Origin of the sequence: Protofrankia sp. CiP3, assembly GCF_917627345.1 — a bacterium.
Classification (GTDB): domain Bacteria; phylum Actinomycetota; class Actinomycetes; order Frankiales; family Frankiaceae; genus Protofrankia.
The window spans coordinates 1210-16677 of record NZ_CAKJTM010000011.1 but is presented as its reverse complement, the minus strand read 5'-3'; the positions used below and the strand labels follow the sequence as shown (position 1 = coordinate 16677).

Below are 15468 nucleotides of genomic sequence, written 5' to 3'. Positions count from 1 at the left end.
CGAAGAGAGTCGAGGTAGCGGTGCGGAACAGGGCACGAACACTGGTGGCGGCGTGTGCTGCCGCCGCCGTGCTGATGGTCGGGACAGCCTGCGCAAGCGGTGGCGACAGCGGTGGCACCTCGACGTCATCTGGCGCGCATGAGGCCGCCACCGGCTTTCCCGTCAAGCTCCAGCACAGGTTCGGGACCGCCACCATCCCGGCGGAGCCGAAGCGCATCATTGCGCTCAGCTATGAAGAAGACACTCTTGCGACACTGGGCATCACGCCCATTGCCTATGCCAAGAACGAGTACAAGCCGGACGGGGCTTTCCCCTGGCTCGCCGGAAAGATCGATCTTTCGAAAGCCACCGCGTTGGACACCACCGGTGACCTCAACCTGGAACAGATCGCCTCCCTGCGTCCCGACCTGATCCTCGCTACCAACTTCTACGGGCTGGCGGACTACTACGAGCGACTCAGCAAGATTGCTCCAACGGTTGGCTTCGACAAGGACGCCGGTATCTCGACCTGGCAGGAGGTCAGCACCGTTATCGGTAAGGCCGTCGGCCGCGCGGCACAGGCCGAGAAGGCCATCGCCGCAACCGAGAAGTCCATCAGTGGCATCGTCACCGAGCTGCCGGGGCTGACGAACAAGACCTTCAGCTACAGCTTCTACTATGAACCGAACGGCCTTGCGGTCATCGACGATCCCAGGACAATCTCGATCCAGCTGTATGATCAGCTCGGTATGAGACTGTCCCCGAACGTCACCAGGAACGTTGTCGACCGCTCGTTGAGCATGGAGAAAATCGGCGCGCTCGACGCGGATTTCCTGCTGATCGGTTTTGCCAGCAAGGAGCTGCGGAACGAGCTCGCGGCCAACCGGTTGTTCCAGCAGATCCCGGCGGTCACCGCCGGTCGCGCGCTGGAGGTTGACGCTTTCACCGCGGGCGCCGTGAACAACCCGACCATCCTCAACATCCCGTGGCAGCTCGACCAGCTCAGGCCCACGCTCACGAAGGTCGCCGCGGTGGCGGCGGGCTGATCGTTCCTGCCCCCGGGCTGGGTGCGGGCGATCCGGTCGCTCGCACCCAGCCCGTCGCTGTCGCGGGCTGTCGCTGTCGCGCGGGCTGTCGCGGGATGCCGCGGCTGGATCCAATGTTTTCTTCCGGTCAGTGCGTCAGCCCGGCAGAAAAGCGGGTGTGCCTGCCGCCTGCCGGTCCGCCGGTTGTCAGAGCGTGTTTGAGATCGGGCTTTCGATCAGTGAGCCGCGTCCAGGCGCCCCCTGGCAAGGCGGAAGGCCGAAGCGATACCAGATGAGTTGTATCGGTTTGGCCGACAACGCAGCCAGAGGGCGCCTGGGCGCGGCGAGCCGGAATGACGATCTCAAACGCGCTCTCAGGGCTGGCGGCTGAGGTAGCCACCCATCGTCGTGAAGTATTCGACGGCTGGTAGTTCCCGGCCGTCGTCCGTGCGAATTCTCCGTACCAGCAGACCGCGATTGCGGCCGTGCCGCGCGTCCGCACCCGCGACGATGACGACGCCGTCACCCTCCCGGATGAAAACCCTTCCCGGGGTACCCCCGTAAATGCCCTGTGACAGATCCGCGGAGATGATCCGGATGCGTTCACCATTCCGGAACGTGTAGGCGTTGGGGTAAGGATCGGACTGCGCTCGGACCAGGCGTTCGATTTCCTCCGGCGCCCACGTCCAGTCGATCAGGCTGTCCTCGACGGACCGTTTGTGGAAGAAGCTCGCCCGTGACCGGTCCTGGCTGGTCCATGCAGTGTGCCCGGACCCGATGAGCGCCAGACCGTCGACGGTGATGGGGCCGAACAGGGCCAGCGTCCTATGGAAGAGATCGGTGGCGGTGTCGCGTGGTCCGACCGGTACGGACCGTTGCAGGACGATGTCACCGGCGTCGAGAACATCGGTCATCATGTGCGCGGTGACGCCGACATTCTTCTCCCCGTTGATGAGCGCCCAGATCAACGGGGAGAACCCGGCATAGGCCGGCAGCAGCGAGTCGTGGATATTCAGTGTTCCCAGCCGCGGCAGGTTGAAGACGCGAGGTGGAATCCAGGTACGCCAGTTCGTGGCGACGATGACGTCCGGGTCGGCCTCCTTGAGGACGGCCAGCAGCTCCTCGTCATCCGGCCGGCTGCGAATCGCCACCGGTACGCCGTTCGTTTCGGCAAGGCCGGCAACCGAGTCGTCCCAGATTTTTTCATAGGCGTGGTCGTTCTTCTCATGGGTGACGACGAGGGTGACTTCGTGGTCAGCATCGAGGAGCGCCTGCAACGTGCGGTGTCCCCACGTCTGGTATCCGAACATGACGACCCGCACAGGGCTTCTCCTCGGTATGAAGGTGGTCGGAGGATCGAGATTCGACGGGACGGACGAACCCGTCGTCGTCAATGGGCGGCGAGTGCCGGAGAATCCTCGAAACACCCGGTGTCGCCGCTGGGCGAGCAACGGCCGTCGTTGCGCCGGAGCACGGACCGCAGGATCTCGCCGGCCCGGACCGCCACGTTGGACAGCAAGGTCGAGGAGATGCCGTGTGTGTGCTCGCTGGCACCGGGCACGTAGAGACCCACCGTGGTGTCGTCGGAGGTCGCCAGGCGGTAGTCCCGGTCGACGCGCGGACGCCCGGCGCTGTCGTCGAGGCAGTGCGGAGACATACCGCCCAGAATCCGGTGGGGATCACGGGCACGGTAGCCGGTGGCGAGTACGACGATGTCGGCGTCGACGGTTTTCTGTTCGCCGGTCGGCAGAAACTCGATCCGGGTACGGACACCGTTGGCCAGGGTTGTGACATCGACCATCCGGGACGCGCGCATGATACGTAGCCGCTCGGTTCCGTGGACCTTTTCCTGGTAGATCCGGCGATACAGCTCATCGATCAGATTCTCGTCGACCACCGAGTAGTTGGTGCCTCGGTGATAGGCGTTGAACATGTCCTTGACCGGCCTTGAGGAAAGGTAGAAGTCGTCGACCGCGGACGGATCGAATATCTGGTTCGCAAACGAGCTGCTGTCCGCCGGGCTGTATCCGTAACGGGCGAAGACCGCGACGACTTCCGCCTGCGGATAGCGTGTGTGCAGGAACTCCGTCACTTCGGCGGCGCTCTGTCCCGCTCCGACGACGATGAAACGGTTCCGCGGTGTCGATGGAATACTGGCGACGCGCTGGAGGAGGTCGTGGTTGTGCCAGATACGCTCGCCCAGGTCGACTTCGGGGGGAGTCCGTGGTTCCAGGCCGACGGCTATCACGACGTTGCGCGTACGGCGCACCACGGTATCGTCGGGATTTCCGTCGCGCCGGCTGACCACGTCCACCATGTCGACGACCCCGTCGATCACGACCGGTCGAAGTTCGACGACGTGGGTGTCGTACTCCACGACGTCTCCCAGCCGCCGCGCCGCCCACTCGAGATAATCGTGGAACTCCTGCCGGAGCGGATACATCGTCTTGTGATTGATGAAATCCACAAGCCGCTTGCGCTCCTGGAGGAACGACAAATAGCTGAAGTCGCTGGTGGGATTTCTCAGGGTCACCAGGTCCTTCAGGTACGACACCTGCATCGTGGCACCATCGAGCAGCATGCCACGATGCCAGCCGAACTGTGGCTGCCGCTCGAGGAAGGAAAGCCGCAGAGCCTGCGACGCCGGTACTCGGGCGTTGTGTTCCCTGGCCGCGATCGCCAACGCGAGGTTCGAGGGCCCGAAGCCAATCCCGACGATGTCCTGAACGTCGGTCTCCGCGGGCAGCGGACGTTTCACCACAGCCGACCCTCCGGTCAATGGAGTGAGCATGTGTGTCTCTTAGTGATTATACGCTTACCATGGGCTCAATTAGGGAAACCTAACCTATCTTCGATAGTGCGAGTACGTGTGTCAAGGGAGTTGGTGCGCTTACCATCCGTCATGCTCGGACTGGCGATGGCGCGTCCGACGTCGGGGGCGCTGGGACAGCCGGCACCGGGACGGCGCGGAAGGCGGTGATGGTCTGGGTCGCCTGCGGCCCGCTGGCCTGGCTGGGCCTGCTCCCTGGTCCTCCGCGTCGCGCTGCTGGACGGCGATGTCGGGACGCACGAGGAGCAGCGAGTCGGTGGCCGCTGCTGCGGGGCCGTTGTCCTCGGGTGTCCACAGCACGATGTAGCGGCCGGCCGAGTCGTCGTAGCCGGCGGCGAGCGCGAAGGCATCGGTCTGCCAGATCATCGGCAGGTCGACGATGCCGTCGTTGAGGACAGTCCTGTCGCGCAGGCGAGGTATGTAGGGGGGCGGTCTCAGATGATCAGTTCGTCAGCCCTGGTCGAAAGGGAACCAGTGATAACTCGCAAGGTCCGGGATGAAATGAGTTTCTCTCGGCGAAGTCCCAAACCATTGAGGTTGCCCTACGTTGCCGCGTACCCGCATGTAAGATCATCTGTGCTATATTTGGGATATGGATATATATTTCCGTACGTTAGGGTCTGATGATATTTCCGCGTTGCGCCAGGTTGGGCGGCTTTACCTTGATGTTTTTGACGAAGAAGGGCCGGTGCTGGATGATGCATACTTGCGTCATCTGCTCGAGGAAGGCCGAGCGCTGTTTTTTGTGGCCGAAGCGCAGGGCGAGGTTATTGGTGCTGTGACGGCGTATATGCTCCCCTCGGTGTATGGCGCGTACAGCGAGATGTACATGTACGATATGGCGGTTGCTTCGGCGCATCAGCGTCAAGGGATCGGTGGCCGTTTGCTGACCTATATCAAGCAGTACTGTCAGGCTGCACAGGTCAAGACGCTCTTTGTGCAAGCGGACACGCCGGATACTGAGGCGCGCAATTTCTACCGGAACAACGGCGGCGTTGAAGAGGACGTGAGGCATTATGACTTCCCCATCGCGCGGTAACGAATAGTACCTGCGGTGGGCTATCAAGGCGGCCAACGGCCAAAGACTACGTGCGGTGTAGCGATTGGCGGCGGCGAGTAGCTCTTCTTCCAGCTCCTCGATCTCCGCCTCGCTGAGGAGCTCCCCGAGCTGGAACCGTTTGGTCTTCTCCAGCTTGCCGCCGAAGTAGCGCGCGCCCATGCGGTGGGCCTCATCGACGATGATCAGATCCCATTGCTCCACGAGCCCGCCGGGTAGCCGCGAAGGCTGACGGTGACGGCCGGTTCGCCCGACCCGGCTCGGCGTGCTACCCGCGATGGAGCAACCGGTGTACGACGGTGGCGACACGATCGACGTCGGCCGGCGTCAACGTGCCGAGACTTCGGTTGACGCGACGGGATGAGATGGTCCTGGGCTGTTCACACATCACCCAGGACGGGCGGTTGAGCCGGTGGGTCGGGGCACGGGTTACGGGCGTATGGTGGGCGAGCTCACGATCCCTGCTCGTAATCGGGCACACAACCAGGAGCTGGCCCGCGACGAGTTGGTCGTAGCCGGTATTGGAGATCACTACGGCGGGCCGCGGGCCGCCCTGTTCGTTCCCGGTCACCGGCTCGAGGTCGACGAGGAGAACCTCGCCTGGTGTCATGCCCGCTCCTCGGCGTACTCCGGCCACTCGGAGACATGACTGCCAAGACCATCGGTGACCGTGCCATCCCAGTCGTCGGCCTCGCGCAGATAGTCCTCCCACCGCTCGGGGTCGGCTTGCAGCCGGACGGCGGCCTGCTTGGCGTTACGCCACCATTCATGTTCCTCCGCGTCGGTGACAAGTGCGGCCAGTTCCGCGCCGAGAGTGCGGCCGTGGCTGGTGGCCAGCGCCATCAGGCCCTCGTCTCGTTGAACGCTTCCTTGCGGCGGAGGGCGTCGGCGAGGTTGATGTCGAGCCGGTTGGCGATGGCGCACACGAAGATCAGGAGGTCGGCGAGTTCCTCGTCAACCGTGCCGACGAGCGACCCGGTGGCGGTGCCCAGCTTCGCCCGCTTGCGGATGGCTTTGAAGAGTTCGCCGACTTCCTCTCCGAGCAGCAAAGCCTGTTCCATGACGGTGCGATGGGCAAATCCGCGTTCGTCCTCCATCGCGGCGACGTACTGCTGGAGCTCGGTCAGGTCGGAGTCGGCGGCCAGGGGGCGCATGACGGAACCTTACAACCACGCTTCTGGACAATCCCCACCAGCTCGGTAAACGGCTCTTCCTCCCGCTGTAATGAAGGCACCTGGTCCGCTCGACGGGGCAGCTACCGCGTGCTGGATGAAATCGGCGAGGAAAACCGCGCCGTGACCGTGACCGCCGTCGAGCATCGGTCTGACGCTTATCGCTCCCGACGCTGTGGCCGGAATCATCGGGCTGCCTTTCGGGCAGTCCGATGACACGGCCGGATACGCGGCTCCAGGGTCTCGCCGGCCCGGGTACTGCGGCGTCGAGTCAGGGGCGGGAACTCGTGGGGGCGCGACGGGCGTAACGCATGCCGACGGCTGGCCTGGATGCCGCACCGCGTCGCGCGCGTTCAGCGAGCATGGTCAGCACACGTCGCAACGCGAGCCCGGCGGCGTCGGCGCGGATGCTGACCTCCTCGCCCCCGTTGTGCCTGTCGGGCATCAGCGGCAGACCGTCCAGCCTGAACCGCTCCTGCAGGGCGATGTCCTCAGCCAGGATGGCCTGCTCGAAGCGAGCGGCGTCGGCGATGCGCTCCTGGTCCCCGTTGAGATCGTCGCGCAGCAGGCGAGTGTAGACGCGGGTCGACCCGGTGTCCTCTGGCTGTAGGCAGAAGAAGATCGTGTTGGTGACGCCGGCATCGGGATACTCCAGCACCAGGCGCAGTTGGAACGGCGGGCTGTACACGTACGTTGACCGGCGGCGCTGGATCAGTGGCCGCAGACCGGCCGCGACACCCGGGTCCTCGGGGTTGGCGACGGTTTGGTTCAGGTGCGCCCGGAATCCATTGCCGTCAGGAGTGACCTTGTACGGGGGGACAGCCGTCTCCTCGCCCGCGCCGATCGTGTCAGCGTGGACAAACGGGAGATGCGCGGTGTCGAGGAAGTTGTCGGCGAGCAGGCCGGCGCATGACGACGTCCGCACCACCTCCAGCCACACCGAGTCGAAGGCGTGGTCGTCGGCTTCCGGCAGGTCGATAATGTCCGCGAACGGCTCCTCGGGCGCAAGCCAGACCAGCCCGTGGCGTTCGGCGGCACCCCAGGCAGGGGTGGCGCGGGCCCGTTTGGGCGCGGGCACGCCCGGCCCGAGCGCGGGTACGGCCGCGCATTCCCCGGAGGCGACGAAACGCCAGCCGTGGTAGCCGCAGACAAGTTCGGGACCGTCCACACGGCCGGCCGAAAGCGGTGCCAGGCGATGCGGGCACCGGTCGGCGAAGGCAACCACACGGTCGTCGAGCCGGGCTATCGCCCAGGGCTCACCGAGCAGGCGGATCGGTACTGGTTCGTCGCCGACCTCGGATGACAGGGCAACCGGATGCCAGCCGCGTCGAAGAGAGGGATCTGTGTTTGTCAGCAACTGCGGAACGTCAACCACCTCCAGGAGCAGGGGCCGTCGGATGACGGGCGCGGATGACAGGTCAGATTGCGTTCGGTGAAACGCATGCTTCGATTATGGCGAGTCAACCCTGTTGATGTTTTTACTTCACATCCCGTACGTGACGCAAGGTGACGGTGATGGAAATCTCAGGTGAGTCGGCATCAATGGACCCGAAGTGACGGTGGTCCCTTTTCACGGAATTTTCAGCGGGTTGTGGGCGTGCCGGATATGGCCGGTGCGGGCCGGCAGCGTTCATTTCAGGTGAATAGATTGCTGGCCAGCCGCTGTCCGCTCGCATCGGCCCCGGTCGGGCACAAACACCGAAGATACATCCCGTCGCCGATGGTGAACATGCGCGTAACCTCGCGGCTCTATCGTCGGTGGGCATGTGGGTTGCGCGCGGCCGATCGTCATCCCTGTCAGTCTCCCTGTCTCGTGGTCTCGCCGCCGTGCGGCGCCCCGAGGGCCGAAGATGGGTTGATCATGAATTGTCCGCGGGAAACCCGACCGGGTGTGTCACATGATTGTGGCAGTCCCTCATCAGGCCACCGATCAGGCCACCGATCAGAGCGCTGACCCCGCACCGCCCCGGAGGGCCCGCCTGCACCGGCCGCTGACCGTTGCCGAAGCCGTCGAGATTCTGGCCGACGGGGACGCGGAGATCCTCGCCGGCGGCACTGACCTGGTACCCGCGCTGCGTGCCCGCCAGCGGGAGCCGCGCCGGCTTGTCGCCCTGCGCCGGGTTCTGGAGCTGCGCTCCCGGGGGGCCAGCGCAAATATGTTGATCATTGGTGCCGGTGTCACCTACCACGATCTGACCGGCTGGTCGCTGTCGCCGGGGCTGGCGGCGACGGCACGGGTGGTCGGCTCCCCGCAGATCCGCAACACGGGCACGGTGGGTGGAGCGCTGGGGACCGCCAACCCGCGGGGGGACCTGTTGACCTTTCTTTCCGCGGTCGGCGCCGAAATAGTGATCAACAGCGCGCGCGGGGCGCGGACCGTGGATGTCGCATCCTTCCTGGCAACTGGACTGGCCCCGACTGAGCTGGTCACAGCCGTTCGGCTACCCCGGCCGTGCGGGCCCCAGATCTATCTGAAGATCGGTTCCAGGCAGGCCGCGTCGGCGGCGTTGGTCTCCTGCGCGCTGGTTGTCGACCGCGTGCACGAGCGGGTGACCTGCGCGATCGGCGGGGTCGCACACCAGCCGACGCGGCCGGCCGCCGCTGAGGAGTTCGTCCGGCAAGGGGTCGACTGGTCGACCGGGATGATCCCCGCGGATGTCGTGGCCGGGTTCGGTGAGCTCGTGGCCGAGGCCGCCGGGGCCGTGCCCGATCCGCTCCCGGATGACGTCGGCGGGTCGGCGGCGTACCGCCGGCACGCGGCCGGGGTGCTCGCGGCCCGCGCGGTCGGACGCTGTCTGCCGGCCGCGGCGCCGGGCGGAATGCCGGGCAGCGCGGGACCGGGCAGCGCCGGGTGGTCCGGGCCATGAACAACGACGGGTACGCCCGCGGCGACATCGCCGGAGGCGTTGACGGTGACGCGGCGGCGTTGGCTGGCTGCGGAAACGATCGACGGGTGTCCTATCAGCTGTACATCGACGGGGGTATGCGGCCGGTGGCCGATGCCTGGCTGGCGGAGTCCCTGCTGGGTGTGCTGCGCGACCACCTTGGCGTGATGTCGGTCAAGGACGCCTGCGAACAAGGCCGATGTGGATCATGCTCGGTACTTATGGACGGCCGGCTGGTGGCGAGTTGCACAGTGCTCGCGGCGGATGCCGCGGGCGCCGTGGTCACGACCGTTGCCGGGCTGGGTGCGGGTGGCCCGGCCCGAGCGGTGCGGGCCGCCTTCCTCGCCCACGGGGCTGTCCAGTGCGGCTTTTGCACACCAGGGTTCGTCGTCGCGGTGACCGATCTGCTGGCCCGGCGGCCCGACGCGGACGAGGACGAGATCCGTGAGGCATTGGCGGGCAACATCTGCCGGTGTACCGGATACGGACGGATCATGGCGGCCATCCGGTCCATCCAGGACACTCGCCGGTGACCGATGACAGGCGGTGGGCTGATGGCGAACTCACGTTCATCCGGTGAGCGGGCGTTTACCGGTCACGCGGCGGCCGGTCAGGGCATCGGTAGATCGGTGCCCCGCCCGGATGGCGCGGACAAGATCGACGGGACGTTCCAGTACGCCGGCGATCTCTCCCTGCCGGGCATGCTGCACGCCCGGACGCTGCGCAGCCCGCACCCCCGTGCCCGGATCCGCCGTATCGACACCGCCGCGGCCCGGCGTCTTCCGGGCGTGGCGGCGGTGGTGACCGCCGGGGACGTGCCCGGCCGGGCCACCTACGGCCTGATCGTCGCGGACCAGCCGGTGTTCGCCCGTGACGTTGTGCGCTACCAGGGCGAACCCGTTGCCGCGGTCGCGGCGCGCGACGCCCGCGCCGCTGTCCGGGCGCTTGCCGCCATCGACGTCGACTACGAACCGCTGCCTGCGGTGACAGATCCAGAGCGGATCGTGTCCGTTGGTGGCGGGGGCGATCCGCTGCACCCTGACGGCAATATTTTTCGCGAGATCCATCTACGGCACGGTGACCCGGCGGCCCACGGCACGGTCCAGGTCAGCGACTCCTATGTGGTGGGCATGCAGGACCAGGCCTTCCTCGGCTGCGAGGCCGCGCTGGTGGTGCCGACAGCGGACGGCGGTATCGACATGCGGGTGGCCACGCAGTGGCTGCACTCCGATCGGGAGCAGATCGCGGCGTGCCTGGGCATTCCCGAGGATCGGGTGCGGCTCACCCTCGCCGGGGTTGGCGGAGCGTTCGGCGGCCGGGAGGACATCACCCTGCAGATCCACGGCGCGTTGCTGGCGCGGGTCACCGGGCAGCCGCTGCGGATCCGTTACGACCGGGTCGAGTCGTTCCTCGGCCATCCGCACCGGCATCCGGCTCGCCTGTGGTTCCGCCACACCGCGTCCCGGTGCGGGCAGCTCGTCAGCGTCCACGCGCGGGTGCTCCTCGATGGCGGAGCGTACGCGTCATCGTCCCCGGCGGTGCTGGCCAACGCGGTGACGCACGCGTCAGGGCCCTACCGGGTCCCCCATACCGTGGTGGACGGGTGGGTGGTGCGGACGAACAACCCACCGTGCGGAGCCATGCGCGGCTTCGGGGTGCCCCAGGTCGCCTTCGGGCACGAGGCGCAGATGGACCGGCTCGCCGACGCGCTCGGCATGGACCCGCTGGAACTGCGCCGCCGCAACGCGCTCGAGCCTGGCGATGTGCTGCCCACGGGACAGCTCGTTGCTGATCCGTTGCCGTTGCGGGAGGCGATCGCGACAGTCGCGGCTCGTCCGCTGCCAGCTCCGGTGTCGGACCGCACGCCGGTGACATCCCTGCCGGGCGGACGGCTGGCCGCGGCCGACCCGGGCCGGGTCCGCCGCGGTGTCGGCTACGCGCTGGCCTACAAGAACCTGCTGTTCTCCGAGGGCTTCGACGACTTCTCGACCGCCCGGGTACGCCTGGAGCTCGGGCCGGACGGCACACCGCGGGCCGTCGTGCACAGCGCGTGCGCGGAGGTCGGCCAGGGCTTCGTGACGATCGCCGGACAGATCGTGCGGACCGAGCTCGGGGTGGACCAGGTGCTGCTCGCCCCGGCGGACACCGCCATCGGCAGTGCCGGGCCGACCAGCGCGTCCCGCCAGACGTGGATGAGCGGCGGCGCTGTGCGTGCCGCCGCGGTCACGGTGGCCGAGAGGCTGCTGGCCCGAGCGGCCGGGCGGCTCGGCCTGCCCGCCGAGGTGGCCGCCGAGCCGAGGCGGATGCTGGCACTCGCCGACGGCGAGATCGTCGCCAGCGAGGCCGGAGCGCGGATGCCCCTTGCCGACATGCTCGCGGACGGGCCGGTCGAGGCGGTGGAGGTCTTCCGCCACCGGCGCACCCAGCCGCTGGGCCCGGACGGCCAGGGTGACGTACATGTGGCCTTCGCCGTGGCGGCGCACCGCGCGGTCGTCGATGTCGACGTGGACCTGGGACTGGTGCGGGTGGTATCGATGGCGCTCGCCCAGGACGTCGGCATGGTGCTCAACCCGGTGGCGCTGCGCGGGCAGGCGGAGGGCGGTACCGCCCAGGGGCTCGGCCTCGCGCTCATGGAGGAGCTCGTGGTTGACGGCGGGGTGGTGCGCAACCCCACGTTTCATGATTACGTCCTGCCCACCATCGCCGATGTCCCGGCGCTGGACTTCGTGGCGTTGACGCACGCGCAGCCCGGGGCGCCCTACGGCGTCAAGGGGGTGGGGGAGGCTGCGACCTGTTCGGCGACCCCGGCAGTGGTGGCGGCGGTCCGTGCCGCGATCGGGCGTGACCTGCGCCGGGTGCCGATCCGGCCGCAGGACCTGGTGCTGCCGCCGGACCAGGCCCACCCGGCGGATCTCGTCCGCCCGGATGCCGGCGGCGGCGGATGACCATCCCCCCGGCCGGGCTCCCCGGGCTCCCCGGGCTTCCCGAGTTTCCCGAACGTCCCGAGATACTCTGTTCGTCACGGGTCGTGACTCCCGACGGAGTCGGCCCAGCCGCCGTCCATATCGCCGACGGCCGGATCACCGCGGTCACCCGGCTGGAGGCCGTCCAGGCCAGACCGGGTGTCACCGATCTTGGAGACCTCGCCCTGCTGCCCGGGGCCGTGGACACCCACGTCCACGTCAACGAACCCGGGCGCACCGAGTGGGAGGGGTTCGCCAGCGCCACGCGGGCCGCAGCCGCTGGCGGCGTTACCACGATCGTGGACATGCCGCTGAACGCCATCCCGCCGACGACGTCGGTCGCGGCACTCGCGGTGAAGCGGGCCGCGGCGGCCGGGCGGATAGCGGTCGACGTCGGCTTCTGGGGCGGGATCGTCGGCGCTGACGTGCGGGACCGCACCGAGATCGCGGCCCTGCACGACGCCGGGGTGTTCGGCTTCAAGGCGTTCCTCGCGCCGTCGGGGGTGGCGGAGTTCCCGCATGTGCCCATGGAGGTCCTCGCCGTCGCGGTGGCTCGTGCCGCCCAGCTCGACGCGTTGACCGTCGTCCATGCCGAGTCACCGTCGGTCCTGGCCGCGGCGCCACCGGTGGCGGGCCGGGCGTTCGCGAGCTGGTTGGCCTCGCGCCCGCCGGCCGCGGAGACCGAGGCGGTGGCCGGGCTCGCCGCGCTGTCGGCCGCGAGCGGGGCCCGCCTGCACGTCCTGCACCTGTCCGCGGCGGCGGCCCTGGATGACGTGCTCGCCGCCCGCGACGCCGGGCTCGCGCTGACGGCGGAGACCTGCCCGCATTATCTGGCGTTCACCGCCGAGGAGATCCCCGACGGCGCGACTCTGTACAAGTGCGCGCCGCCGATCCGGGGGGAGCGCAACCGGGAGGCGCTGTGGCAGGGCCTCGCCGCGGGCCTGTTCGCCGGGGTGGTGACCGACCACTCACCCGCCACGCCACAGCGTAGGGCGATCACGTCAGGCGACTTCGCGCAGGCGTGGGGCGGGATCGCGTCGGTGCAGCTCGGCCTCGCCGCGGTGTGGACCCAGGCCCGCGGCCGCGGTCATGACCTGGCCGAGCTGGCCCGCTGGATGTGCACCGGACCAGCCGATCTCATCGGCCTGGGGCACAAGGGCCGGATCGTCCCGGGCGCGGACGCCGACCTCGTCGTGATCGACCCGGACAGGTCCTTTGTCGTCGATCCCGCGAAGCTGGCCCATCGCCATCCGCTCACCCCCTACGCTGGGCGGACGCTGCACGGCGTGGTGTGTGCAACCTACCTGCGCGGTGAACGTGCCGACGGCGACCGGTCGCCGCGCGGTCGCCTGCTGTCGAGATGAGCCACATCGCGCACCCGCGTTCCGCACCCCCGCGTTCCGTACGCCCATCCCGAATATCGGCGGCCCGCGCACCCGGCGGCGGACCCGACCCGCAGGAGAAGCGGACCCGACCCGCAGGAGAAGAGGAGCAGTGAGCGACGCACCCGATCTTACGAACCTTGTCGACCTTGCCGCCGCCAGGTTCGGCGGATCGGTGGTGGTTGTCAACGACGAGTTCTTCGCACTCGCCGAACGGATGCTGCTGCCCGAGCCGCCGACCGCCCGGCCGGGCGTCTTCACCGAGCGGGGCGCGTGGACGGACGGCTGGGAGACCCGCCGCCGCCGTGAGCCGTACGGCGCGGACTGGGCGATCGTCCGGCTCGGCGCGCCTGGTGTGGTCCGGGCGGTGACCGTCGACACCACCCATTTCACCGGGAACGCACCGGAGTCGGTCGAGCTCCACGGCGCCACGCTGGGCGGTTACCCCTCCGCGGCCGAGGTCGCCCAGGCGTCGGTCAGCTGGGTGCCGCTGGTGCGCCGGACACCGGTCCGATCGGACGCGGTCAACGTTCTGCCGGTCGAACGGGCTGGCCACACCCGTGTCACCCACGTGCGGCTCACCATCCACCCGGATGGCGGGGTGGCGCGGCTCCGCGTGCACGGAACAGTGATCGCGGACCCCCGTCTGCTGGACCGGGTCACCTCCGACCTGGCCGCGGCGTACCTCGGCGGGGTGGTGGTGGCGTGCAGCGACATGCATTACGGCGACCGGCACAACCTCAACGCGTCCGGAGACGCGCGGGTGATGGGGGAGGGCTGGGAGACCCGCCGCCGACGGGGAATGGGCCACGACTGGGCCGTCGTCCGGCTCGCCACCACAGGCCAGATGATCAGGGCGGAAGTCGACACCCGCCACTTCCACGGCAACGCGCCCCGGGCCGTGGCGCTGTGGGCCGCGTCCGCCCCGGAGCTGTTCCAGAGCGACGACATCTCCTCGATCACCGAGTGGCAGCCGCTGTTGCCACAGGTGCGGGTGCAGCCGAACACGCAGCACCTGTTCGACCTGGAGGTGCCGGTGGAGGCCACCCATGTGCGGGTGGACGCCATCCCCGACGGGGGGCTGGCCCGGCTGCGCCTCATCGGCACCCCGACTCCGGCGGGACGCCAGGAGCTGGCCATGCGCTGGTTCAACGCGCTGTCCCCGGGGGCGCTCCATGCCGAGCTGCTGGGTTGCTGCGGCTCGGAGGAGTGGGCGGCCGCGGTCACCGACAACCGGCCGTACCCGACCCTCGAGGCGCTCCTCAACGCGGCCCGCGATCACTGGCAGCGGCTCACCGAGGCCGACTGGCTGGAGGCGTTCACCGCGCACCCACGCATCGGTGAACGCGGTGCCCTGCTGCCGGCGCCGACCACGTCCAGCCGGGCCGTGGTGGCTGGCCTGGACGCCCCCCGCCGGGAGCAGGCCGCGGTGGACAACGCCAGCCTCGACCTGAAGGCGGCCCTGGTCGCGGGCAACCAGGAGTATGAGGACCGCTTCGGCTACATCTTCCTGGTGCGTGCGGCGGGACGCAGCGCCGAGGAGATCCTGGGCCTGCTGCGTGAGCGGCTGGGCAACGACCCGGCTACCGAGCTACAGGTCGCCGCCGGCCAGCAGGCCGAGATCACCGCGTTGCGGCTACAACGGCTGATCAGCGGTTCGTAACCGTCCGGTTGCCCCGTGCCCGGGCATGATGCCTGGGTGAGCCTTTCCACGCATGTGCTCGACGCCGCCGCCGGGGTCCCGGCCGGCGGCGTGCCAGTTGGACTGGAACGGATGATTGTCGGCTTCGACGGCGACGCCCGCGGGTGGCGGCTGGTCACATCCGCGGTGACTGACGAGGACGGACGGGTGCGGGATCTCCCTCTGGACGGGCCTGGAGCATGGCGTCTGGTGTTCGACACCGCGTCCCGCTCGACGTTTTTCCCGGAGGTCGTGATCACTTTTGTTGTCACCGATCCGGCGCGGCATCACCACGTGCCGCTGGTGTTCGCACCGTTCGGCTTCTCGACCTACCGCGGCAGCTGAGCGCCGGCCGGAGAAGCTGAGTGCCGGGCGCGGAGATTTTTCGCCACCGTAGGCACCCGGGGCGTGCGTCCAGCAGCCTTATGTCCCAGAGGTCACAAATTGCGCCTATTCTGTTACGATTTGCTGCCGAGAGTGCCTCTGAAGGGATC

General features: G+C 68.2%; 14 protein-coding genes and 1 pseudogene. 8 read left to right on the top strand and 7 right to left on the bottom strand.

Annotation, left to right across the window (positions count from 1 at the left end; translation table 11 throughout):
• Positions 1-20 precede the first annotated feature (20 nt).
• Entirely contained in the window at positions 21-1025 is a 1005-nt protein-coding gene (locus tag MJ797_RS06450; RefSeq protein WP_239332791.1) for an ABC transporter substrate-binding protein, read from the top strand.
• Between the two features lie 353 nt (positions 1026-1378).
• On the opposite strand, the gene MJ797_RS06445 is transcribed toward MJ797_RS06450, so the two are convergent.
• The 3 genes and pseudogenes from MJ797_RS06445 to MJ797_RS27420 all read right to left on the bottom strand — a co-directional run.
• Positions 1379-2326 (bottom strand): methionyl-tRNA formyltransferase, encoded by a 948-nt coding sequence (locus MJ797_RS06445; protein WP_239332789.1) that lies wholly within the window; start codon positions 2324-2326, stop codon positions 1379-1381.
• A 68-nt stretch (positions 2327-2394) separates the two neighbouring features.
• The gene (locus MJ797_RS06440) at positions 2395-3795 is read right to left on the bottom strand and encodes a lysine N(6)-hydroxylase/L-ornithine N(5)-oxygenase family protein (RefSeq protein ID WP_239332787.1); all 1401 of its coding nucleotides are present in this window, start codon (positions 3793-3795) and stop codon (positions 2395-2397) included.
• Positions 3796-4035: 240 nt separating this feature from the next.
• Positions 4036-4260 (bottom strand): annotated as a pseudogene (locus tag MJ797_RS27420) (hypothetical protein); the annotation flags it as partial.
• A gap of 166 nt (positions 4261-4426) precedes the next feature.
• On the opposite strand from MJ797_RS27420, the gene MJ797_RS27415 reads away from it, so the two are divergent.
• Positions 4427-4873, top strand: coding sequence for an N-acetyltransferase family protein (locus tag MJ797_RS27415; protein ID WP_374581606.1), 447 nt, complete (start codon positions 4427-4429; stop codon positions 4871-4873).
• Between the two features lie 286 nt (positions 4874-5159).
• Here the strand turns inward: MJ797_RS27415 and MJ797_RS06425 are convergent, their stop codons facing one another.
• From MJ797_RS06425 to MJ797_RS06410, 4 genes are all read right to left on the bottom strand, one after another.
• The gene (locus tag MJ797_RS06425) at positions 5160-5501 is read right to left on the bottom strand and encodes a type II toxin-antitoxin system PemK/MazF family toxin (protein WP_239332781.1); all 342 of its coding nucleotides are present in this window, start codon (positions 5499-5501) and stop codon (positions 5160-5162) included.
• On the bottom strand, positions 5498-5734 hold the full coding sequence (locus MJ797_RS06420) for a hypothetical protein (protein WP_239332779.1): 237 nt from the start codon (positions 5732-5734) through the stop codon (positions 5498-5500). Before MJ797_RS06420 ends, MJ797_RS06425 begins: the two co-directional genes overlap by 4 nt.
• On the bottom strand, positions 5734-6045 hold the full coding sequence (locus MJ797_RS06415) for a MazG nucleotide pyrophosphohydrolase domain-containing protein (protein ID WP_239332777.1): 312 nt from the start codon (positions 6043-6045) through the stop codon (positions 5734-5736). The genes MJ797_RS06420 and MJ797_RS06415 overlap by 1 nt, the downstream gene beginning before the upstream one ends.
• 289 nt (positions 6046-6334) lie before the next feature.
• Complete coding sequence (locus MJ797_RS06410) at positions 6335-7420, bottom strand: aromatic ring-hydroxylating dioxygenase subunit alpha (protein WP_239332776.1); 1086 nt, start codon at positions 7418-7420, stop codon at positions 6335-6337.
• A gap of 541 nt (positions 7421-7961) precedes the next feature.
• On the opposite strand from MJ797_RS06410, the gene MJ797_RS06405 reads away from it, so the two are divergent.
• The 6 genes from MJ797_RS06405 (at position 7962) to uraH (ending at position 15319) form a co-directional block, all read left to right on the top strand.
• Positions 7962-8930, top strand: a complete 969-nt coding sequence (locus MJ797_RS06405) for a xanthine dehydrogenase family protein subunit M (RefSeq protein ID WP_239332775.1) — start codon at positions 7962-7964, stop codon at positions 8928-8930.
• Positions 8927-9481: a (2Fe-2S)-binding protein gene (locus MJ797_RS06400; RefSeq protein WP_374581579.1), complete on the top strand. Its 555-nt coding sequence runs from the start codon at positions 8927-8929 to the stop codon at positions 9479-9481. The genes MJ797_RS06405 and MJ797_RS06400 overlap by 4 nt, the downstream gene beginning before the upstream one ends.
• A gap of 21 nt (positions 9482-9502) precedes the next feature.
• Entirely contained in the window at positions 9503-11893 is a 2391-nt protein-coding gene (pucD, locus tag MJ797_RS06395; RefSeq protein WP_239332774.1) for a xanthine dehydrogenase subunit D, read from the top strand.
• On the top strand, positions 11890-13275 hold the full coding sequence (gene allB / locus MJ797_RS06390; RefSeq protein WP_239332773.1) for an allantoinase AllB: 1386 nt from the start codon (positions 11890-11892) through the stop codon (positions 13273-13275). Before pucD ends, allB begins: the two co-directional genes overlap by 4 nt.
• A 130-nt stretch (positions 13276-13405) precedes the next feature.
• Positions 13406-14956: an allantoicase gene (locus tag MJ797_RS06385; protein ID WP_239332771.1), complete on the top strand. Its 1551-nt coding sequence runs from the start codon at positions 13406-13408 to the stop codon at positions 14954-14956.
• Between the two features lie 36 nt (positions 14957-14992).
• A complete protein-coding gene (gene uraH, locus MJ797_RS06380) occupies positions 14993-15319 on the top strand; it encodes a hydroxyisourate hydrolase (protein ID WP_239332769.1) in 327 nt (108 codons plus the stop codon).
• Positions 15320-15468: the final 149 nt, after the last annotated feature.

What these genes read in the sequence shown, in the direction of transcription:
- MJ797_RS06440 (WP_239332787.1), bottom strand. Translation starts at nt 3,795, where the DNA reads ATGCTCACTCCATTGACCGGAGGGTCGGCTGTGGTGAAACGTCCGCTG.
- MJ797_RS27415 (WP_374581606.1), top strand. Translation starts at nt 4,427, where the DNA reads ATGGATATATATTTCCGTACGTTAGGGTCTGATGATATTTCCGCGTTG.
- MJ797_RS06425 (WP_239332781.1), bottom strand. Translation starts at nt 5,501, where the DNA reads ATGACACCAGGCGAGGTTCTCCTCGTCGACCTCGAGCCGGTGACCGGG.
- MJ797_RS06420 (WP_239332779.1), bottom strand. Translation starts at nt 5,734, where the DNA reads ATGGCGCTGGCCACCAGCCACGGCCGCACTCTCGGCGCGGAACTGGCC.
- MJ797_RS06415 (WP_239332777.1), bottom strand. Translation starts at nt 6,045, where the DNA reads ATGCGCCCCCTGGCCGCCGACTCCGACCTGACCGAGCTCCAGCAGTAC.
- MJ797_RS06405 (WP_239332775.1), top strand. Translation starts at nt 7,962, where the DNA reads ATGATTGTGGCAGTCCCTCATCAGGCCACCGATCAGGCCACCGATCAG.
- MJ797_RS06400 (WP_374581579.1), top strand. Translation starts at nt 8,927, where the DNA reads ATGAACAACGACGGGTACGCCCGCGGCGACATCGCCGGAGGCGTTGAC.
- pucD (WP_239332774.1), top strand. Translation starts at nt 9,503, where the DNA reads ATGGCGAACTCACGTTCATCCGGTGAGCGGGCGTTTACCGGTCACGCG.
- allB (WP_239332773.1), top strand. Translation starts at nt 11,890, where the DNA reads ATGACCATCCCCCCGGCCGGGCTCCCCGGGCTCCCCGGGCTTCCCGAG.